This is a genomic window from Streptomyces sp. NBC_01171 (assembly GCF_045039805.1).
Taxonomy (GTDB): Bacteria; Actinomycetota; Actinomycetes; order Streptomycetales; family Streptomycetaceae; genus Streptomyces.
The window spans coordinates 4,147,867-4,167,925 of sequence record NZ_CP108609.1; the positions used below are offsets into that span (position 1 = coordinate 4,147,867).

The following is a 20,059-nucleotide window of genomic DNA, read 5'->3' on the forward strand; positions in this document are numbered from 1 at the left end:
TTCCGCTGAGCGGACCGGCTCGCTACTGTCCCGCTACGCACACGCCCCGTGGCAGCGCCGCCGCGGAGCGCAGCCGTGAAGCGACGGGTCCGACAGCCGCCGGGCCGTCCTGCCGATCGGCGGCCTCTGATACGCGTCGCCGACGGGGCTCGGTGACGCGCGCCGCTCGGAGGGCGCCGACCTCACCGCAGAAGGAGGGGGCGTCGTGACCGCGGAGACCTCCCAGACGCTCGACCGGGGACTGCGTGTCCTCAAGCTGCTCGCCGACACGGACCATGGCCTGACCGTCACCGAGCTGTCCGGCAGGCTCGGGGTGAACCGGACGGTGGTGTACCGGTTGCTGGCCACGCTGGAGCAGCACGCGCTCGTCCGCCGCGACCTCGGTGGCCGCGCCCGCGTCGGGCTGGGGGTACTGCGGCTCGGCCGCCAGGTGCATCCGCTGGTGCGGGAGGCGGCCCTGCCCGCACTGCGCTCACTGGCCGAGGACATCGGCGCCACGGCCCATCTGACCCTGGTCGACGGTACGGAGGCGCTCGCCGTCGCCGTGGTCGAGCCGACCTGGACCGACTACCACGTCGCCTACCGCGCGGGCTTCCGTCACCCCCTGGAACGCGGCGCCGCCGGCAAGGCCATCCTCGCCGCCCGCCACTCCCCGGCCGCCGACCCCGGCTACACCCTCACCCACGGCGAACTGGAAGCCGGCGCGAGCGGCGCCGCCGCCCCCCTCCTGGGCGTCACCGGCGTCGAGGGCAGCGTGGGCGTGGTCATGCTGACCGACGCCGTCCCGGAACGCGTGGGCCGCCGTGTGGTGGAAGCGGCCCGCGAGGTGGCGGACGCGCTGCGGTAGCGCGTACCGGCCCCGCTCGCAGCAGCAGCCGCGCGTTAGATTTACTCCGTGCTCTCACGTCTCTCGCGTTCCCGGACCATCGCCCTGTGCTCCCTGCCTGTCGTGGGGCTGGTGGCGGTCGCGGTGTTCGCGCCGTTGCCGTTCTCGGTGGCTCAGCCGGGGATGACGGCGAACGTGCTGGGGAAGAACGACGGGACGCCGGTGATCACGGTTGCGGGGGCGCAGACCCGGAAGACGTCGGGCGAGCTGCGGATGACGACCATCGAGGCGACCTCGCCGGGGACGCGGGTGTCGCTCGGGCAGGTGGTCGACAACTGGTTCCGTACCGACCGCGCGGTGATGCCGTACGACGCGGTGTACCCGACCGGGGACACCGTCAAGGAGATCGAGAAGCACAACACCGCCCAGATGCGGCAGTCGCAGGACGCGGCGACCACCGCGGCGCTGGACCATCTGCGCAAGGACCCCGACGACGTGAAGGTCACCCTGCGCCTCGCCGACGTGGGCGGGCCCAGCGCGGGCCTGCTGTTCAGCCTGGGCATCGTCGACAAGCTGGACGGCGACGGCAGCGGGGGCGACCTCACCGGCGGCCGGACCATCGCCGGTACAGGCACGATCGACGCGGACGGCAAGGTCGGCGCGGTCGGCGGGGTGGCCCTGAAGACGCAGGCCGCCCGGCGCGACGGCGCCACCGTCTTCCTGGTGCCGAAGGCCGAGTGCGCCGACGCCCACACCAACCTGCCCAAGGGCCTGCGCCTGGTCCCGGTCACGAACCTCGACGGCGCCGTGGACTCCCTGGTCGCCCTGGAGAAGGGCACGGGCAAGATCCCGAGCTGTTAGTCCCCCTCGAACTCTCCCGCCGCCTGCTCCACCAACGGGATGATGCGCAGCGGCACCGGGTTCTCCATGACGATCGCCGTGGAGGCCCGCACGATGCCGTCGAAGCCGACCACCCGGTCGATGACCCGTTGCAGATCGGCGTTGGAGCGGGCCACCAGCCGGCACAGCATGTCCCCGGTGCCGGTCGTGGTGAGCAGCTCCAGCACCTCGGGCACCCCGTCCAGGTACGCCCGTACGTCCGCCCCCTGCCCCTGCCGGATCTGCAGCGTGGCGAACGCGGTCACCGGATAGCCGAGCGCCGAGGGGTCCACCTGGGGCCCGAACCCCCGGATCACCCCGCGCGAGCGCAGCCGGTCCAGCCGGGCCTGGGCGGTGCCCCGCGCCACCCCCAGCCGCCGGGACATCTCCAGCACACCGATCCGCGGCTCCTCGGCCAGCAGCACGATGATCTGCCCGTCCAGATGATCGATCGCCACGACGCCCTCCCCGGATGGTCATCCTGTACAGAAAGTCCGCCGGTACCGCCGTAAGGCTGAACAGAGTGACCAGCGAATACGCGAACTATTGCGCACCTTGCAGAGCGGGGCCACCCTTCGAGCATGACGCAGACCACTCAGCACACTCCCGACACCGCCCGGCAGGCCGACCCCTTCCCGGTCAAGGGAATGGACGCGGTCGTCTTCGCCGTGGGCAACGCCAAGCAGGCCGCGCACTACTACTCCAGCGCCTTCGGCATGCGCCTGGTCGCCTACTCCGGCCCGGAGAACGGCAGCCGCGAGACGGCGAGCTACGTCCTGGAGAACGGCGCCGCCCGGTTCGTGTTCACCTCGGTGATCCGCCCCGCCACCCCCTGGGGCGAGTTCCTCGACCGGCACGTCACCGAGCACGGCGACGGCGTGGTGGACCTGGCCATCGAGGTCCCGGACGCCCGCGCCGCGTTCGCCTACGCCGTCGAGCACGGCGCCCGCCCCCTCGCCGAGCCGCACGAGGTGAAGGACGAGCACGGCACTGTCGTCCTGGCCGCCATCGCCACCTACGGCGAGACCCGGCACACCCTGGTCGAGCGCTCCGGCTACGACGGCCCGTACCTCCCCGGCTTCGTCGCCGCCGACCCGATCGTCGAGCCGCCCGCCCGCCGCACCTTCCAGGCGATCGACCACTGCGTCGGCAACGTCGAACTCGGCAAGATGGACGAGTGGGTGGCGTTCTACAACAACGTCCTCGGCTTCACGAACATGAAGGAGTTCGTGGGCGACGACATCGCCACCGAGTACAGCGCGCTGATGTCGAAGGTCGTCGCGGACGGCACCCTGAAGGTCAAGTTCCCGCTCAACGAGCCCGCCGTCGCCAAGAAGAAGTCCCAGATCGACGAGTACCTGGAGTTCTACGGCGGCCCCGGCGTCCAGCACATCGCACTGGCCACCAACGACATCGTGCGGACGGTACGCACCATGCGCGCGGCCGGCGTCCAGTTCCTCGACACCCCGGACTCCTACTACGACACCCTCGGCGAGTGGGTCGGCGACACCCGCGTGCCGATCGAGACGCTGCGCGAGATGAAGATCCTCGCCGACCGGGACGAGGACGGCTACCTGCTGCAGATCTTCACCAAGCCGGTCCAGGACCGGCCGACGGTGTTCTTCGAACTCATCGAGCGCCACGGCTCGATGGGCTTCGGCAAGGGCAACTTCAAGGCCCTCTTCGAGGCCATCGAGCGGGAGCAGGAGAAGCGGGGCAACCTGTAACCCGACTCCGCACAGGCTGAGTTGGGGGCGCGAGGAGCGGTCGCGCCCCCAACTCACAGCACGTCGGCGGGCAGTGGCCCCTCGGTCACCTCACCCATGTCCTTCAGCGCGGCCCGCGCCTCGGGCGCCCACAGTGGCGAGAAGGCCGGGTTGACCAGCAGGGCGTCCTCCAACTGCCGCCGGGCGGAGCCGTACCGCTCCAGCTCGAACTCGATCATGCCCCGGTGGAAGTCGTGCAGCGCGCTGCGCACCCCGCCGCCCTTGGTCTTGTCGGTCGCCGTGGTGGCGAAGGTCAGCGCCTCCTCGTCCTCACCCGCCCGGTGCAGCGCCCAGCCCAGTGCGTCGGCCACCTCGATGCCGGGCTGCCGCTTGTACTCCGCCCGCAGCCGGGTCACCGCCTCCTGCGGATCGCCGTGGTCCGCCTCCAGCCGGCCGAGCAGCAGCTCCTCGTCGACCCCGTCGGAGGCCGACTTCTCCGCCCGCTTCCGCATCAGCTCGTACTGCGCCTCGGCGTCCTGGGTGCGGTTCAGCGCCTCGTACAACTCGGCCAGTTCCAGCGTGACTTCCGCGTCCGGTCGCTCCGCGAGGGCCTCGCGGTACGCGGTGAGCGCGTCGGCGGTGCGGCCCTGGGCGGCGAGGGTGCGGGCCTTGCCGGCGCCCGCCGTCGCCTCGGCCGGGTCCAGGCGGAGGGCCTCGGTGAACTGGCGCAGCGCTTCGGGGAGTTCGCCGCGCTCCCAGGCCAACTGGCCGACGCCGGCGCGGTAGGCCGCCTGCTCCGCGGGCGTACCGGCGGCCGCCGCCGCGTCCGTGAGCTGGGCCAGCGCGTCCTCGCGCCAGCCCCGGTCCCGGTACACGGCCGACGCCCGCGCCATCACGGCCGGCCGGTCCGCGGGGGCGGTGCGCAGCGCCATCAGCTTGTCCAGGGTGTTCCGGGCGGCGGTGTAGTCACCGAGCCCGTTGTACGCGTCGATCAGCGGGGGGTACGCGGACCAGCGCTTCGGGGTCAGCTTCAGCGCCTGCTCCCCGTACCGCTTGGCCGACGCGAAGTCCCGGCGGGCGTTGGCCAGCGCGGTCATCCCGGCCAGCGCCTCGGTGTTCTTCGTGCCGCGCGCCGTCAGCGAGGCGCCGAGCGCCCGCTCGGCGCGCGGGAGGTCTGCCGCGTCGCCCGTGCGGTTCGCCCGGGCCACGTAGGCCGTGCCGAGCACCGCCCAGGCGCGGGCGTCGGCGGGGCGGGCCCGTACCCCGCTCTCCTGCCGGGTGATCAGCTCCGTCAGGTCGGGCAGCGCCGCGGGGACGCCGGTGGTGACCGCCGTCAGCGCCCGCGCCTGCGGTCCGGGCGCGGGCGCCGGGGGCCGGTGCGGGGCCCGCTGCGGTGCCTCGCGCGGCAGCAGCGTCAGCGCCACACCCGCCGCGGCCCCGCCCGCCGCCACCGTGAGCAGCGTGCGGCGCAGCCATCGCCGGGGGCTGCGCGGCGGGGGCTCGGCCACCAGGGACGTACCGGGCCGCGCGTCGCCGTACTGTCTCTTCGCCATGCCGTTCACTGTGCGTCAATATGACGAGCACATCCGGGTGGCCCAAGGGCGGCGCGTGCGGGGTTCACACCGATGGCCCCGAGTGACACGCTGTGATCATGAGCCGTATCGAAGCACCCCGCGACGGCGACATCGCGCCCGCCGAGACCCTCACCGAAGCGCTGCTGGCGGGGCTGCCCGCCGGGGCCGTGCTCACCGATCCCGACGTCACCGCCTCCTACGCGCACGACATGGCGAGCTTCTGCCCGGCCGGGGCCCCCGCCGCCGTGGTCCTGCCACGCACCGTCGAACAGGTCCAGCACGTGCTGCGCACCGCCACCGCGCTGCGCGTGCCCGTCGTCCCGCAGGGCGCCCGCACCGGGCTGTCCGGCGCGGCCAACGCCTCCGAGGGCTGCATCGTGCTGTCCCTCACCAAGATGGACCGCATCCTGGAGATCAGCCCCGTCGACCGGATCGCCGTCGTCGAACCCGGCGTCGTCAACGCCGTGCTCTCCCGCGCGGTGGAGGAGCACGGCCTGTACTACCCGCCTGACCCGTCGAGCTGGGAGACCTGCACCATCGGCGGCAACATCGGCACCGCGTCCGGCGGCCTGTGCTGCGTCAAGTACGGGGTGACCGCCGAGTACGTCCTCGGGCTGGACGTCGTCCTCGCCGACGGCCGCCTGATGTCCACCGGCCGCCGCACCGCGAAGGGCGTCGCCGGGTACGACCTGACCCGGCTCTTCGTCGGCTCCGAGGGCTCGCTCGGCATCGTGGTCCGCGCGGTGCTCGGGCTCCGGCCCAAGCCGCCCCGGCAACTGGTGCTGGCCGCCGAGTTCGCCACCGCCGCCGACGCCTGTGACGCGGTGTGCTCGATCATGGCCGGCGGGCATGTGCCCTCGCTGCTGGAGATGATGGACCGCACCACCGTCAAGGCCGTCAACGACTTCGCCCGGATGGGTCTGCCGGAGACCACCGAGGCGCTGTTGCTGGCCGCTTTCGACACCCCCGAACCCGCCGCCGACCTGGCCGCCGTCGGTGCCCTGTGCGAGGCGGCCGGGGCCACCGGGGTGGTCGTCGCCGACGACGCCGCCGAGTCCGAACTCCTGCTCCAGGCGCGGCGGATGTCGCTGGTCGCGCTGGAGGCGGTCAAGGGCACCACGATGATCGACGACGTGTGCGTGCCCCGCTCCAGGCTCGGCGCGATGCTGGAGGGCGTCGAGCGGATCGCCGCCAAGTACGACCTCACCATCGGCCTGTGCGCGCACGCCGGTGACGGCAACACCCACCCCACCGTCTGCTTCGACGCCCTCGACGAGGACGAGTCCCGCCGCGCCCGCGAGTCCTTCGACGAGATCATGGCGCTCGGCCTCGAACTCGGCGGCACCATCACCGGCGAACACGGGGTGGGCGTGCTGAAGAAGGAGTGGCTGGCGCGCGAACTCGGCCCCGTGGGACTGGAGATGCAGCGGGCCGTGAAGGACGTCTTCGACCCGCTCGGCATCCTCAACCCCGGCAAGCTCTTCTGAGCCGTGGCCCCTCACCGGGCCAGCAACTGGTCGAGCGCGTCGTCGATCCCGAGCTGGGCGGCCTCGGCGCCCGGCGGCACCGCCCGCAGCGTCCGCTCCAGCCAGGCGGACACCTGCGGGGTGGGCGCCTCCAGCAGGGCGTCGCCGTCCGGCGAGCTGAGCGCCATCAGCACCACGCTGCGGCCGTTCACCTTCGTCGGCCACACCCGCACGTCCCCGTGCCCGCACGGCCGGAACACGCCCTCCACCAGCAGCTCGCGGGCGAACGTCCAGTGCACGGGGAAGTCGGAGTTGATGTGGAAGGTGATGTGGACGGCGCAGGGGTCGTCGGACCGGTAGGCGAGCCGGGCCGGGACCGGGATGCTCCGCTCGGGCGAGAGGATGAGCCGCAGCTCCAGTTCGCGCTCCACCACCGTGTGCTCCATGACCTGTCTCCTTCATGTGACCGGGGGCCGCTCGGACGGGCCCGTGCCAGGAGAGAGGGGGCAGGGGCGCGGTCATTACGCGGGTTCCCGGAAATTTCTTTCCAACCGGCGCCGGGGAGGTCCCCGGCATCGCCCGGAAGGGGTCGGCTCCGGCCGGAGAGGGGTAAGGGGCGCCCCGGGTCTGATAGATGTGGAGGCTCCCTTCCACCCCCGAGCAGATACGGGACGACGGACATGAGCGCCCCTACGCCGGCCCACGGTGACGACAGGCCCCGCGAGGGCTACTACCCGGACCCGTCCATCCCCGGCTACGTCCGCTACTGGAACGGCACCGCCTGGGTGCCGGGCACCAGCCGCCCCGCCCCCGCGGACGGCGAACCGCTCACTGCGCCGTCAACCTCCGGCCCCGACACGCCCCCTGTGGAGGAGACGGGTCCGCATTTCTTCGACGAGGGCGGCTCCGCCGACGGTCCGGCGGCCCAGGGCGAGGCACCCCCGGACACGTTCCTCTTCCGGCGGCCGACTCCGGGTCCGGCGGCGGGGGTTCAGCGGGACGACGGGACGATGACGTTCCGGCGGGTGCGGGCGGGGGACGCCGCGGAGGCCGGGGCCACGAGGGCGCAGGGGCAGGCCCCAGGCGCGGCTCAGGGGCCTGCGGCCGGACCGGTGGGATTCGGGACCGCCCCGGACGCGGCCGGCGGCCCGGCGGCCCGGGCAGCCGTCGCGCCCCAGGTGCCGGGGCAGGGGACGCCCGCCCCGGCGGAGCCCCGCAGACAGCCCGGCGGGGACCGGCCCGGCTTCCCGCAGCCGGCCGCGCCCGCCCCCGTGACCCCCGTACTCCCGCCCCGGGCCGGAGGCCCCCTCGCCCCCGGTCCCGGAGGCGGGCAGGCGTCCTGGGCACAGCAGGTGCACCAGTTGGCCGGGGCGGGCGAGGAGCAGCCCGTGGCGCCGTGGAAGCCGCCGGTGGAGGACCCGTTCCTCGCGGCGGCCCGGCGCCAGGCGGAGGCCCGCCCGGCCGGACTCGGCAGGCGCTTCGCCGCCCGACTGATCGACAACCTCTTCATCGGCGCCGTCACGGCCGCCGCCGCGGTGCCCCTCGGCGTCCGCGCCGTCGACCACACGCAGAGCAAGATCGAGGCGGCCCGGCTGTCCGGCCGTACCGTCACCGTCTGGCTGCTCGACGGCACCACCGGCGTCTCGCTCGCCCTCGTGCTCGGTGTCCTGATCGTCTTCGGGGTGGTGTACGAGGTGCTGCCGACCGCCCGCTGGGGCCGCACCCTGGGCAAGCGGCTGTGCGGCATCCAGGTGCGGGACATCGAGGGGCACGAGCCCCCGTCCTTCGGGGCCGCGCTGCGCCGCTGGCTGGTCTACAGCCTGCCCGGCCTCCTCGTCATCGGGGTGATCGGTGTGCTGTGGGGGCTGTTCGACCGGCCGTGGCGCCAGTGCTGGCACGACAAGGCGGCGCACACCTTCGTGGCCGAATAGCGTCCCCCGTACGGCCCCCGCCGGGTGCGGCGGCCCCGCGTTCGCGGTCGACTCGGTGCCATGAGCAGTGAACCGCCCCCCGGCTCCGGACCGCAGCCCCCCGACGACGACCCGCTGAGGAAGCGGCCCCCGTCGGACGAGGGGTCGGGCTCGCCGTACGACCGCCCGTACGGCGCCCAGCAGCCCCCGCCGCCCGGCGGCGAGCCCCCGCCCCAGAGCGGCGGCCCCTACGGGTCGGGTGACCCCTACGGGACGGGCGGCCCCTACGGGTCGGGTGGGCCCTATGGCGGCGGTCCTTACGGAGGCGGTGGCCCGTACGGGGGCGGCCCCCAGGGTCCCGGCCGCCCCGGCGACCCCCTCGCCGGCATGCCCCCGCTCGCGGACAGCGGCAAGCGCACCGTCGCCCGCATCATCGACATGATCATCGTCGGTATCGCCGTCTGGCTGCTGACCTGGGCCTTCGGGGTGCACCAGTACGATGTGAACGGGGACCGGATGGAGGTCGGCAAGTCGCTCGGCCAGTCCATCATCGCCGCCGTGCTGTACATCGCCTACGACACCATCCTGATCGCCCGCACCGGGCAGACGCTCGGCATGCGCTGGTTCAAGATGCGGGTGGCCAACCTGCACGACGGCGCCACCCCCTCCCGGCAGTCCTCGCTGATCCGGGCGCTGGTGCTGTGGCTGCCGTTCGCCTTCTGCTGCGCCTGTGTATGGACCGCGATCTGCGGCGGCTGGAGCTACTTCGACCGCCCGTACAAGCAGGGCCTGCACGACAAGGCGGCGAAGACGGTGGTGGTCGCCACCACCTGACCGGGCCGGGGCGCGGCGCGCCGGAGCGGCGGGCGGGGGAGGAGTCCCCGGCCCGCCGCTCCGGCGTGTGGTCTCGGGCGGGCGGCCGCTCTCAGGACGCCGCGCGGCCGCGTACCGACTCCGCCGAGGCGCCGACCGGGTGGCGGCGCTCGGCCAGCCGGGCGGGCTCGGCCGGTGCCGGTCCGGTGGCGGCGGCGGACCGGGTCGGGCGCGGCCGGGGCAGCGGCACCGTCATGGCGACCAGCAGCCCGAGCGCGAGCGCGGCCAGCGCGATGACGGCGACACCGATGCCCGAACTGGTCTGGGACAGGGCCAGCATGGCGACGGTGGAGAGGACCACGGTGCAGGAACCGTAGGCGAGCTGTGCGACGGTCGGACGAGGCATGGCAATCGTGTCCTCGGAAGACGGGGGTAGGGGGTGTGCGGGGGCGCCATTTCGACTCTATTCGCGTGCATGCCCGAGTCCTGTGCCAGGTAAGCCCCGCCTCACCCCGGGGGGCGGTGCACAGGGGGCGCACGGAGTCATGGTCCACCCGAACTGGGGTGATGCACGCGCCCGTTCGGCCGTACCACGTGTTCGTAAAGCGGACGCCAACTCCGCATAGTGCATTTGTCCTGCACAAGTCAAGGTCTGTCTTTTCTGCTGAACCTCTAGTCAAATTGCGGCACTTGACTACACGCGTTGATCGTGCGCGCACGGAATCTTCCAAGGTCCGGAACCCTCCTGCCGTGCGCGCGGCGCGGGGGAGGATCTCAAGTGACCAGCAGACCCTGGACGTTCAGAGCCGCAGCGATAGGCGTGGCCCTCGCGGCGTCGTCCGCCACCTTCGCCACGTTCGCCGTGGCCGAGGCGAGCACGACGCCCCGCCCGGCGGCCGAGAACCGGCACGACCCGGCTCCGGCCGGACAGCGGGAGCACGACCTCGACGGCCCGCTGAGCAAGACCCAGGACGCTCAGCGCCAGGAGGCCCTGAACCAGCTCATCGCGGGCAAGGCCACGGCGAAGGAGCGCAACGGTTCCAAGGTCGTCCAGCTCAGGAGCAAGAAGGGCGACAGCAAGTACGTCGAGCTGAGCCGGGAGAAGACCGACAAGATCTTCACCATCCTGGTGGAGTTCGGGGACCAGACCGACCCGAAGTTCGGCGGCACCCCCGGCCCGCTGCACAACAAGATCGCCGCGCCGGACCGCAAGAAGGACAACTCCACGGCCTGGCAGGCGGATTACAACCAGAAGCACTACCAGGACCTCTACTTCGGCACCGGTGCCAAGACCGAGTCCCTGAAGAAGTACTACGAGAAGCAGTCCTCGGGCCGTTACTCGGTCGAGGGCGAGGTCTCGGACTGGGTCAAGGTCCCCTACAACGAGGCCCGTTACGGCAACAACGCCTGCGGCCAGACCAACTGCACCAGCGTGTGGAACGTGGTCAGCGACGGTCTGAAGTCCTGGGTCGCCGGGCAGAAGGCGGCCGGCAAGTCGGACGCCGCCATCAAGGCGGACCTGGCCCAGTACGACCAGTGGGACCGCTACGACTACGACGGCGACGGCGACTTCAACGAGCCGGACGGTTACGTCGACCACTTCCAGATCGTGCACGCCGGTGAGGACGAGTCCGCGGGCGGCGGCGCCGAGGGCGAGAACGCCATCTGGGCGCACCGCTGGTACGCGTTCGGCACCGACGCGGGTGCGACCGGCCCGGCGGGCAACAAGCTCGGCGGTGCCCCGGTCGGCGACACCGGTGTCTGGGTCGGCGACTACACCATCCAGCCGGAGAACGGCGGGCTCGGCGTCTTCGCCCACGAGTACGGCCACGACCTCGGCCTGCCGGACGAGTACGACACCGCCGGCGGCGACAACTCCACCGGTTTCTGGACCCTGATGTCCTCCGGTTCCTGGCTCGGCACCGGCAAGGACTCCATCGGTGACCTGCCCGGCGACATGAACGCGTGGGACAAGCTCCAGCTCGGCTGGCTGACCTACGACACCGCCAAGGCGGGTGTCTCCTCCTGGCACAAGCTCGGTCTCGCGGAGTACAACACCAAGTACCGCCAGGCCCTGTTGGTCTCGCTGCCGGACAAGGCGGTCAAGACCGAGATCGTCACCCCGGCCCAGGGCGCGACCCAGTGGTGGAGCGGCAGCGGTGACAACCTCAAGAACACGCTGACCCGTTCGGTCGACCTGACCGGCAAGTCCAAGGCCACGCTGGGCCTGGACGGCTGGTACGACATCGAGGCCGGCTACGACTACCTCTACGCCGAGGTCTCCACGGACGGCGCCAACTGGACCGCTCTGGACGGCACGGTGGACGGGCAGCCGATCCCGCGCGACGGCTCCGACAAGCCCGCGCTGACCGGCACCCTCGACGGCTACAAGAAGCTGTCGTACTCGCTGGACGCCTACGCGGGCAAGAAGATCCAGCTCCGCTTCCGCTACCAGACCGACGGCGGTGTGGCGCTGAAGGGCTTCGCGGCCGACGAGATCACGGTCACCGCGGACGGTGCGCCGCTGTTCTCCGACAACGCCGAGACGGCTGACGCCTCTTGGTCCGCGACCGGGTTCTCCCGCATCGGCGCGTCCTTCACCAAGGACTACGCGCAGTACTACCTCGCGGAGAACCGCCGGTACGTGTCGTACGACAAGACGCTGAAGGTCGGTCCGTACAACTTCGGTTACACCGGTACCGACCGGCCCGACTGGGTGGAGCACTACCCGTACCAGGACGGCCTGTTGATCTGGAAGTGGGACACCTCCCAGGCGGACAACAACACCAACGACACCGACGGTCACCCGGGTACCGGTCTGATCCTGCCGGTCGACGCGCACCCGACCGCGCTGAAGTGGTCCGACGGGACGCTGCTGCGGAACCGGATGCAGGCGTACGACTCGCCGTTCTCGCTCGACCCGACGGACGGCATCACGCTGCACAAGGCGGGCAAGGCGACGAAGATCAAGGCGCAGAACGGGGTGTCGGTCTTCAACGACCGCGCGCACACGTACTGGGACCCGTCGAACCCCACCGGTGGTGTGAAGGTCACTGACACCAACACCAAGATCAAGATCAAGAAGCAGGCGGACGACGGCTCCACGATCGAGCTGGAAGTCGGGCCCGCGGCGAAGTAAGCGACATCTTCGCAGGTCAGAGACGTATCGGCGGTGACCCCCTAGCGGGTCGCCGCCGATCGTGTTTAGGTGCGTCCTGTGGATCGCTTATTGACACCTGACTGAACGGGGATGTGACCGCATGGCCGCAGGAGGATTCTGCAAGCTGCCGGGTGGGACGGTCGTGGTAGCGGTGAACCTGCCGCACGGCGCCGCCGGGGTACGGGTTCTCGTCCATGCGGGCAACCGTGCGCGGGCCCTGACCCGGCTGCGGAATCTCGGCCTGTGGTCCGTGTTCCTGCGCGGCAACACCGCCCCACCCACCCCCGACGAGATCACCGCCGTCCTCCACCACCCCGACGGCCTCATATGGCGCACGGCCCCGGTGGAGGGCACGGGCCTGTGGCGCCCCATCCGGGCGCTGCGATCCTCTGCGGTTCAGGGATAGCGTCTGCCGGATGGATCAGGGGGATGCCGCTCGGCGGGTGAGGGTGGTGCGGGAGGCGCTCGCGCTGGTGGCCGCTTCTGCCGAGGAGCAGCAGGAGTGGGTGCGGCGGGCCGGGGTGGGGAGCGATGAGATCGCGCTCATGTTCGACGACGTCTGGCGGCTCGGCGAGGGGCTCCTGCCCGGCTTGCGGGCCATCGACGCGGTCTTCGCGGAGATGAGCGCCGACCACACGGTGGACCACTGGAGTCTGTCGGCTCTCGCCGAGGACGAGGGGTGGGCGCGGGCCCGTGTGCTCGCGCGGGAGATTCTCGGCCGTTAGCGGTCGTCCGCGGGCCCGTCGTCCACATTCGCGCAGTTCCCCGCGCCCCTGGGGAGGCTGATCTGGGCCCACCTAGGGGCGCGGGGAACCGCGCGACCAGCCACGGCGGGCCCGCAGGCTGGACTACGCGTTGACCACCGGCTTGCCGGTCAGTTGGACGCCCGCCTCCCGGAGGGACTCCAGCGCCTTGTCCGTCGTCTGCTGGGCCACGCCTGCCGTCAGGTCCAGCAGGACATGCGTGCGGAAGCCCTCGGAGGCGGCGTCCAGGGCGGTGGCCCGCACGCAGTGGTCCGTGGCGATGCCGACCACGTCGACCTCTTCGACGCCCCGGGCGCGGAGCCAGTCGGCCAGAGTGGCACCGTTCTCGTCCGTGCCCTCGAAGCCGCTGTACGCGGCGGAGTAGGCGCCCTTGTCGAAGACCGCGTCGACCGCGCCGGAGGCGACCGCCGGGGCGAAGTTGGGGTGGAAGCCCACGCCCTCCGTGCCCGCGACACAGTGCGCGGGCCAGGAGTGCACGTAGTCCGGGTTGTCCGCGAAGTGCCCGCCCGGCGCGATGTGATGGTCACGGGTGGCCACCACGTGCCGGTACCCGGACCCGGCCGCCTGCCCGATCAGCTCGGTGATCGCGGCGGCCACGTCCGCCCCGCCGGCCACCGCGAGACTGCCCCCCTCGCAGAAGTCGTTCTGCACGTCTACGACGATCAAGGCGCGGCGCATGGTGGTGTCCTTCGAGTGGGGTCCAAGGAATCGAGCCTAGAGACTTCCGGCCTCCCGCACTAGCTACCCGAGGGCAGGTGCAGGTACTCCGTGGGAATGACGGGTTCCCCGCGCGAGAGCTGCGTCGCGGACAGCGGAAGGTTCCCCCGCGCCGCGATGTGCCGCTCACGCGCCGCGTCCAGCGGCTCGCGCGCGACGACCTCGCCCCCCTTGACCAGCTCCACCAGCAACTGGCGGTCGGCCAGCTCGTCCGGCACCGCCCCGGTGCCCACGACCTCGGCCTCCGCGACCCCGTACTTGTCCAGCCGCCGTGCCGCCCACTTGCGGCCGCCGATGGAGGTCTTCCCGCCGCTGGACTTCTTCGCCACCGGCACCAGCTCCGCGGAAGGGTCGGCGGACTCGGCGCGGGCGACCAGCTTGTAGACCATCGAGCAGGTCGGATGCCCGGACCCGGTGACCAACTGCGTGCCCACCCCGTACGCGTCCACCGGCGCCGCCGCCAGCGAGGCGATGGCGTACTCGTCCAGGTCGGAGGTGACCACGATCCGGGTGCCGGTCGCGCCGAGGTCGTCGAGCTGCTGCCGCACCCGGTGCGCGACCAGCAGCAGGTCGCCGGAGTCGATGCGTACCGCGCCCAGCTCGGGACCGGCCACCTCCACCGCCGTACGGACGGCCTCCTCGACGTCGTAGGTGTCCACCAGCAGGGTGGTGTCCGCGCCGAGGGCGTCGACCTGGGCGCGGAAGGCGTCCCGCTCCTGGTCGTGCAGCAGGGTGAAGGCGTGCGCGGAGGTGCCCACGGTCGGGATGCCGTACCGGAAGCCCGCCGCGAGGTCGGAGGTGGTGGTGAAGCCGCCCACGTAGGCGGCGCGCGCCGCGGCGACGGCGGCCAGCTCGTGGGTGCGGCGGGCGCCCATCTCGATCAGCGGCCGCCCGCCCGCGGCGGAGGCCATCCGGGAGGCGGCGGCCGCGATGGCCGAGTCGTGGTTGAGGATGGAGAGGATCACCGTCTCCAGCAGCACGCACTCCGCGAAGCTGCCCTCGACTCGCAGCAGCGGCGAGCCGGGGAAGTACACCTCGCCCTCCGGGTAGCCCCAGATGTCGCCCTGGAAGCGGTAGTCCGCGAGCCACTTCAGGGTCGGCTCGTCGACGATCCCCCGCTCGCCCAGGAAGGCGAGCATCGCTGCGTCGAAACGGAAGTTGGTCACCGCGTCCAGCACCCGGCCGGTGCCCGCGACCACGCCGTAGCGGCGGCCGTGCGGCAGGCGGCGGGTGAAGACCTCGAACACGCTGCGCCGCTCGGCCGTCCCGGCCTTCAGGGCGGCTTGCAGCATGGTCAGCTCGTACTGGTCCGTGAAGAGCGCCGTCGACGGGACTTCGACCGGCAGCCCAAGGTCCGCTGTGTTCATGGCAGGACAGCGTACTCCCATTTCGTCAGTGTGACGATTTCTGGGGTGCGTGGCAGCATGGCTGTGTGACGTCACCCGCGCCCGTAGAGATCGAACGCACCGAATCGGCGGAGGAGACCTTCGCCGTACCCGAGCCGGACGTCCCCTGGATCACGATCGTCCACAATGATCCGGTCAACCTCATGAGTTATGTGACCTACGTCTTCCAGACGTACTTCGGCTACTCCAAGGACAAGGCCACCGAACTCATGCTCGACGTCCACCACAAGGGCCGGGCGGTCGTCTCCAGCGGGAGCCGCGAGGAGATGGAGCGCGACGTGCAGGCGATGCACGGCTACGGACTGTGGGCCACCCTCCAGCAGGACCGGAAGTAAACCGACACAGATGCCCGGACACTTCGAACCGCTCCCCGGCGGCGGCGCGACCGTCGCGCTCGACGACGTCGAGATCTCCATCATCCGCTCGCTGGCCGTCCAGCTCCTGGAGCTGATCGGACCCGGCCCCGCCCAGGACGCCGGCGGCGACCCGCTCGCCGAGCTGTTCGCCGAGGGCCCCAGCGAGCCGCCCGCCGACCCGGTGCTGCGCCGGCTCTTCCCGGACGCCTACACCGACCCGGAGCAGGAGCCGGCCGACCCGGCCGACGCCGAGGAACGGCGCGCGCACTCCGCCGAGTTCCGCCGCTACACCGAGAACGACCTGCGCGCCGGCAAGCGGGAGAACGCGCTCGCGGTCATCCGCACCCTGGACCAGGTCGCGTCGTCGGCCGAGGGCGGGGAGGCGGTGCTCAAGCTGTCGCCCGAGCAGTCCCGGCAGTGGCTCTCCGCGCTGAACGACCTGCGCCTGGCCATCGGCTCCCGGCTGGAGATCTCCGACGAGGAGGACACCGACCCGCTGTACCGCCTCCCGGACCAGGACCCCCGCAAGCCGATGGTGCTGGCCTATCTCTGGCTCGGCGGCCTCCAGGAGACCCTCGTCTCGACCCTGATGCCGTAAAGCCCGATTCTGCACGGGTGTGCCCGTAGGGGGCGGGTTAGGGGGGCTTTTGTGTTCGCTCAGAGGACGCTCAACTCCGGATAACGATCGCGTTACCGTTGCGGCCGTTTTTGACGCATTTGGGCGTACTTTGTCCGGTTCTTCCTGTGTGGTGCGCCACAGAGCCCCCCTTTGCTCAATATTGCGGCCGTGATAAATCTTCACGATCGCCCGGCGAACACCACCCATGTTCGGCCGGGTGCGCCACCGAGCCGGCGACCGTCGGCCAGGCACGAGCGGGTCAGTGACCTGCTCACTCCATCAGTTCCGGGGGGATCGAGACCCGATCCGAGGCCGAGTGAAGGCCACGGGTCGGCATGGAGAAAGGCGCACCACCATGGCCTCTGAGAAGGTCACCGAAGCCCCTGAAGAGGGTTACGAGCGAGGGCTCGGCAGCCGGCAGGTCCAGATGATCGCCATCGGTGGCGCCGTCGGAGTCGGTCTGTTCCTGGGAGCCGGGGCGAACATCGCCAAGGCCGGTCCCAGCCTCATCCTCATGTACGCGCTCGCGGGCGTGATCATCTTCTTCATCATGCGAGCCCTGGGCGAGCTGCTGCTCTACCGCCCGGTGTCGGGTTCGTTCGCCGAGTACTCGCGCGAATTCCTCGGCGACTTCTTCGGTTACTTCACCGGCTGGACGTACTGGCTGATGTGGGTCGTGACCGGCATGGCCGAGCTGACGGCCGCGGCCATCTATGTCAACTACTGGTTCCCGGGTGTCCCACGGTGGGTCACGGCCCTGGTCTTCCTGGTGGTCCTGTTCGGCGTCAACCTGATCTCCGTGAAGCTCTTCGGTGAGCTGGAGTTCTGGTTCTCGATGGTCAAGGTCACCGCCCTGATCGGCATGATCGTCATCGGCCTCGGCGTGCTGACCTTCGGCTTCAGTGCCGCCGGCGACACCGCCTCGGTGGCGAACCTGTACCAGTTCGACGGCTTCTTCCCCAAGGGCATCGGCTCCTCGCTGATGACCCTCCAGGGCGTCATGTTCGCCTACCTCGCGGTCGAGCTGGTCGGCGTCACCGCCGGCGAGTCCGAGGACCCGGAAAAGACGCTGCCCAAGGCGATCAACACCCTGCCCTGGCGCATCGCCCTCTTCTACGTCGGTGCCCTCACCGTCATCCTCTGCGTGGTCAAGTGGACCGAGTTCGCGCCGGGCGTCAGCCCGTTCGTGAAGGCGTTCGCGGTGATCGGCATCCCGGCCGGCGCGGGCATCGTGAACTTCGTCGTCCTCACCGCCGCCCTGTCCTCCTGCAACTCCGGCATGTACTCCACGGGCCGCATGCTGCGCACCCTGGCGGACAACGGCGAGGCCCCGCGGGTCTTCGCCAAGCTGTCCTCCACCAAGACCCCGGCGCTCGGCATCACCGTCTCGGTGCTGTTCATGGGCATCGGCGTGGTCCTGAACTACGTGGTCCCGGAGAAGGCGTTCGGCTACGTCACCTCCGTCGCCACCGCCGCGGGCATCTGGACCTGGCTGATGATCCTGATCAGCCACGTGCTCTACCGCCGCGCGGTCGTCGCGGGCAAGCTGCCCGCCTCGTCCTTCCCGGCGCCGGGCGGCTCGGTCTGCTCGTACATCGCCATCGTCTTCCTGCTCTTCGTCACCGGCCTGATCGCGTACGATGCCGACTCCCGCGTCTGCCTGTACGTGATGGCCGTCTGGGCCGTCGCGCTCGGCATCGGCTGGAAGATCATGAAGTCCCGCACGCCGCAGAGCGGCGAGCGTGACGAGCCGGCGCTGGAGAAGGTGGGCTAGCCCCGCCAAGGGACCATCCAGGACGCCTGGCCGCCGGGAGTACTCGTGGCACCCCCGACGGCCGCCGCTCAAGGCGTCCGCCATGCGGGCCGTCCCGTACCGCACTGCGGTACGGGACGGCCCGTCCCCCTATCCTGGCCCGCATGCTGACCATCACCCAGGACCTGTACGACCGGATCGTCGCCCACGCCCGCGAGGACCACCCCGACGAGGCGTGCGGTGTGGTGGCCGGGCCGGAGGGCGCCGGGCGCCCCGAGCGGTTCATCCCGATGCTGAACGCCGCCCGCTCGCCCACGTTCTACGAGTTCGACTCCCAGGATCTGCTGAAGCTCTACCGGGAGATGGACGACCGCGACGAGGAGCCGGTGGTCATCTACCACTCCCACACCGCGACCGAGGCGTACCCCTCCCGGACCGACATCGGTTACGCCAACGAGCCCGGCGCGCACTACGTCCTGGTCTCCACGGCGGACGCCGACGGCCTCGGCGACTTCCAGTTCCGTTCGTTCCGCATCCTGGACGGAGAGGTCACCGAGGAGGAGGTCAAGGTCGTCGAGGCGTACTGATCCCGCTCCCTGGTCACAAACCGTCCGCCATCCGGGACAGGATTCCGGTCGGTGGACCGGGAATCGATACGATGAGCCCATGGTTCTGACTGTGGTGCGCGCCTTCTGCTGACGTACCGAGCCGCAGCCCCGACGAACACCTTCGAACAGGAGCCCGCAACCATGGCCATCGAGGTCCGCATCCCGACCATCCTCCGCCAGTACACCGACGGCCAGAAGGCGGTCGAAGGCACCGGGGAGACCCTCGCCGACCTGTTCGCCGACCTCGAGACCCGGCACGCGGGCATCCAGGGCCGCATGGTGGACGGCGGCCAGTTGCGCCGCTTCGTCAACGTGTACCTGAACGACGAGGACGTCCGCTTCGTCGACGGCATCGACACCAAGCTGTCGGACGGCGACACCGTGACCATCCTGCCGGCCGTGGCCGGCGGCATGGCCTGATCGCATGCGGTACGACTCCCCGCTGGCCGCGGTGGGCAACACACCTCTGGTGCGCCTGCCGCGGCTCTCGCCGTCCCCCGACGTCCGGATCTGGGCCAAGCTGGAGGACCGCAATCCGACCGGCTCCATCAAGGACCGGCCCGCGCTGCACATGATCGAGCAGGCGGAGAAGGACGGCCGGCTCACCCCCGGCTGCACCATCCTGGAGCCCACCTCGGGCAACACCGGCATCTCGCTCGCCATGGCCGCCAAGCTCAAGGGCTACCGCATGGTGTGCGTGATGCCGGAGAACACCTCCCGCGAGCGCCGTGACCTGCTCGGCATGTGGGGCGCGGAGATCATCCCGTCCCCGGCGGCGGGCGGCTCCAACACCGCCGTCCGGGTCGCCAAGGAGCTGGCCGCCGAGCACCCGGACTGGGTGATGCTCTACCAGTACGGGAACCCTGACAACGCGGGCGCCCACTACGCGGGTACCGGCCCCGAGATCCTGGCCGACCTGCCCTCCGTCACCCACTTCGTGGCCGGTCTCGGCACCACCGGCACCCTGATGGGCGTCGGCCGCTACCTGCGTGAGCAGAAGCCGGACGTGAAGATCGTCGCCGCCGAGCCGCGCTACGACGACCTGGTGTACGGCCTGCGCAACCTCGACGAGGGCTTCGTGCCCGAGCTGTACGACGCCTCGGTGCTCACCACCCGGTTCTCCGTCGGCTCGGCGGACGCGGTGGCCCGTACCCGTGAACTCCTCCAGCAGGAGGGCATCTTCGCGGGCGTCTCCACCGGCGCGGTGCTGCACGCGGCGCTCGGGGTGGGCCGCAAGGCGGTCAAGGCGGGGGAGAGCGCCGACATCGTCTTCGTCGTCGCCGACGGCGGCTGGAAGTACCTCTCCACCGGGGTCTACACCGCCGCGACCACCGAAGAGGCGGTCGAGACGCTGCACGGCCAGCTCTGGGCCTGACCCTCCTCCGGCCGCTCCCCGCAAGGCTTCTTCCGGTCAAACCCGGGAAGCTCACAAGATCGCGTCAGCCCCCTCCTATGAGGGGGCCAACCGCTTTCTATGGCGGAGCAAAGAATTCCGTGCGGTA

The 20,059-nt window shown here is 71.1% G+C and carries 21 protein-coding genes; 15 read left to right on the forward strand and 6 right to left on the reverse strand.

What is annotated here, in order from left to right:
• Positions 1-205: 205 nt before the first annotated feature.
• Both OG448_RS19115 and OG448_RS19120 read left to right on the forward strand, forming a co-directional pair.
• Positions 206-847: a helix-turn-helix domain-containing protein gene (locus tag OG448_RS19115; protein WP_391292178.1), complete on the forward strand. Its 642-nt coding sequence runs from the start codon at positions 206-208 to the stop codon at positions 845-847.
• 48 nt (positions 848-895) lie between these two features.
• Positions 896-1,687 (forward strand): S16 family serine protease, encoded by a 792-nt coding sequence (locus OG448_RS19120; protein WP_405555359.1) that lies wholly within the window; start codon positions 896-898, stop codon positions 1,685-1,687.
• On the opposite strand, the gene OG448_RS19125 is transcribed toward OG448_RS19120, so the two are convergent.
• On the reverse strand, positions 1,684-2,163 hold the full coding sequence (locus OG448_RS19125) for an Lrp/AsnC family transcriptional regulator (RefSeq protein WP_405555360.1): 480 nt from the start codon (positions 2,161-2,163) through the stop codon (positions 1,684-1,686). The genes OG448_RS19120 and OG448_RS19125 overlap by 4 nt on opposite strands.
• 123 nt (positions 2,164-2,286) lie before the next feature.
• Between OG448_RS19125 and hppD the strand changes: the two genes are divergently transcribed.
• On the forward strand, positions 2,287-3,432 hold the full coding sequence (gene hppD, locus OG448_RS19130; protein WP_405555362.1) for a 4-hydroxyphenylpyruvate dioxygenase: 1,146 nt from the start codon (positions 2,287-2,289) through the stop codon (positions 3,430-3,432).
• A gap of 53 nt (positions 3,433-3,485) precedes the next feature.
• Here the strand turns inward: hppD and OG448_RS19135 are convergent, their stop codons facing one another.
• Complete coding sequence (locus OG448_RS19135) at positions 3,486-4,964, reverse strand: tetratricopeptide repeat protein (protein ID WP_405555364.1); 1,479 nt, start codon at positions 4,962-4,964, stop codon at positions 3,486-3,488.
• A gap of 92 nt (positions 4,965-5,056) precedes the next feature.
• Here OG448_RS19135 and OG448_RS19140 point away from each other — a divergent pair, with 92 nt between their 5' ends.
• The gene (locus OG448_RS19140) at positions 5,057-6,472 is read left to right on the forward strand and encodes an FAD-binding oxidoreductase (RefSeq protein WP_405555366.1); all 1,416 of its coding nucleotides are present in this window, start codon (positions 5,057-5,059) and stop codon (positions 6,470-6,472) included.
• A gap of 11 nt (positions 6,473-6,483) precedes the next feature.
• On the opposite strand, the gene OG448_RS19145 is transcribed toward OG448_RS19140, so the two are convergent.
• The gene (locus OG448_RS19145; protein ID WP_405555368.1) at positions 6,484-6,897 is read right to left on the reverse strand and encodes an SsgA family sporulation/cell division regulator; all 414 of its coding nucleotides are present in this window, start codon (positions 6,895-6,897) and stop codon (positions 6,484-6,486) included.
• Positions 6,898-7,131: 234 nt separating this feature from the next.
• Between OG448_RS19145 and OG448_RS19150 the strand changes: the two genes are divergently transcribed.
• Both OG448_RS19150 and OG448_RS19155 read left to right on the forward strand, forming a co-directional pair.
• Entirely contained in the window at positions 7,132-8,382 is a 1,251-nt protein-coding gene (locus OG448_RS19150) for an RDD family protein (RefSeq protein WP_405555370.1), read from the forward strand.
• Between the two features lie 60 nt (positions 8,383-8,442).
• On the forward strand, positions 8,443-9,195 hold the full coding sequence (locus OG448_RS19155; protein ID WP_405555372.1) for an RDD family protein: 753 nt from the start codon (positions 8,443-8,445) through the stop codon (positions 9,193-9,195).
• Between the two features lie 91 nt (positions 9,196-9,286).
• On the opposite strand, the gene OG448_RS19160 is transcribed toward OG448_RS19155, so the two are convergent.
• Entirely contained in the window at positions 9,287-9,580 is a 294-nt protein-coding gene (locus tag OG448_RS19160; RefSeq protein ID WP_405555373.1) for a hypothetical protein, read from the reverse strand.
• Positions 9,581-9,952: 372 nt separating this feature from the next.
• On the opposite strand from OG448_RS19160, the gene OG448_RS19165 reads away from it, so the two are divergent.
• The 3 genes from OG448_RS19165 (at position 9,953) to OG448_RS19175 (ending at position 13,059) form a co-directional block, all read left to right on the forward strand.
• Positions 9,953-12,313, forward strand: coding sequence for an immune inhibitor A domain-containing protein (locus OG448_RS19165; protein WP_405555375.1), 2,361 nt, complete (start codon positions 9,953-9,955; stop codon positions 12,311-12,313).
• Positions 12,314-12,434: 121 nt separating this feature from the next.
• Positions 12,435-12,740: a hypothetical protein gene (locus OG448_RS19170; protein WP_405555376.1), complete on the forward strand. Its 306-nt coding sequence runs from the start codon at positions 12,435-12,437 to the stop codon at positions 12,738-12,740.
• A gap of 10 nt (positions 12,741-12,750) precedes the next feature.
• Complete coding sequence (locus tag OG448_RS19175; RefSeq protein WP_405555378.1) at positions 12,751-13,059, forward strand: hypothetical protein; 309 nt, start codon at positions 12,751-12,753, stop codon at positions 13,057-13,059.
• Between the two features lie 123 nt (positions 13,060-13,182).
• Here OG448_RS19175 and OG448_RS19180 read toward each other — a convergent pair whose 3' ends face one another.
• Together OG448_RS19180 and OG448_RS19185 are read right to left on the reverse strand one after the other, a co-directional pair.
• Complete coding sequence (locus OG448_RS19180) at positions 13,183-13,776, reverse strand: isochorismatase family protein (RefSeq protein ID WP_405555380.1); 594 nt, start codon at positions 13,774-13,776, stop codon at positions 13,183-13,185.
• A gap of 59 nt (positions 13,777-13,835) precedes the next feature.
• A complete protein-coding gene (locus tag OG448_RS19185) occupies positions 13,836-15,182 on the reverse strand; it encodes a nicotinate phosphoribosyltransferase (protein ID WP_405555382.1) in 1,347 nt (448 codons plus the stop codon).
• Between the two features lie 65 nt (positions 15,183-15,247).
• Between OG448_RS19185 and clpS the strand changes: the two genes are divergently transcribed.
• The 6 genes from clpS to OG448_RS19215 all read left to right on the forward strand — a co-directional run bounded on the left by clpS (position 15,248) and on the right by OG448_RS19215 (position 19,932).
• The gene (gene clpS / locus OG448_RS19190; RefSeq protein WP_030810877.1) at positions 15,248-15,556 is read left to right on the forward strand and encodes an ATP-dependent Clp protease adapter ClpS; all 309 of its coding nucleotides are present in this window, start codon (positions 15,248-15,250) and stop codon (positions 15,554-15,556) included.
• Positions 15,557-15,566: 10 nt separating this feature from the next.
• On the forward strand, positions 15,567-16,175 hold the full coding sequence (locus OG448_RS19195) for a DUF2017 domain-containing protein (protein ID WP_405555384.1): 609 nt from the start codon (positions 15,567-15,569) through the stop codon (positions 16,173-16,175).
• Positions 16,176-16,551: 376 nt separating this feature from the next.
• Positions 16,552-17,970 carry an amino acid permease gene (locus tag OG448_RS19200; RefSeq protein ID WP_405555385.1) on the forward strand — a complete coding sequence of 473 codons (1,419 nt, stop codon included), beginning with the start codon at positions 16,552-16,554 and terminating at the stop codon, positions 17,968-17,970.
• 143 nt (positions 17,971-18,113) lie between these two features.
• Complete coding sequence (locus OG448_RS19205) at positions 18,114-18,536, forward strand: M67 family metallopeptidase (RefSeq protein ID WP_366573311.1); 423 nt, start codon at positions 18,114-18,116, stop codon at positions 18,534-18,536.
• Between the two features lie 162 nt (positions 18,537-18,698).
• Positions 18,699-18,977, forward strand: a complete 279-nt coding sequence (locus tag OG448_RS19210; protein ID WP_405555387.1) for a MoaD/ThiS family protein — start codon at positions 18,699-18,701, stop codon at positions 18,975-18,977.
• A 4-nt stretch (positions 18,978-18,981) separates the two neighbouring features.
• Entirely contained in the window at positions 18,982-19,932 is a 951-nt protein-coding gene (locus OG448_RS19215; protein WP_405555389.1) for a PLP-dependent cysteine synthase family protein, read from the forward strand.
• Positions 19,933-20,059: the final 127 nt, after the last annotated feature.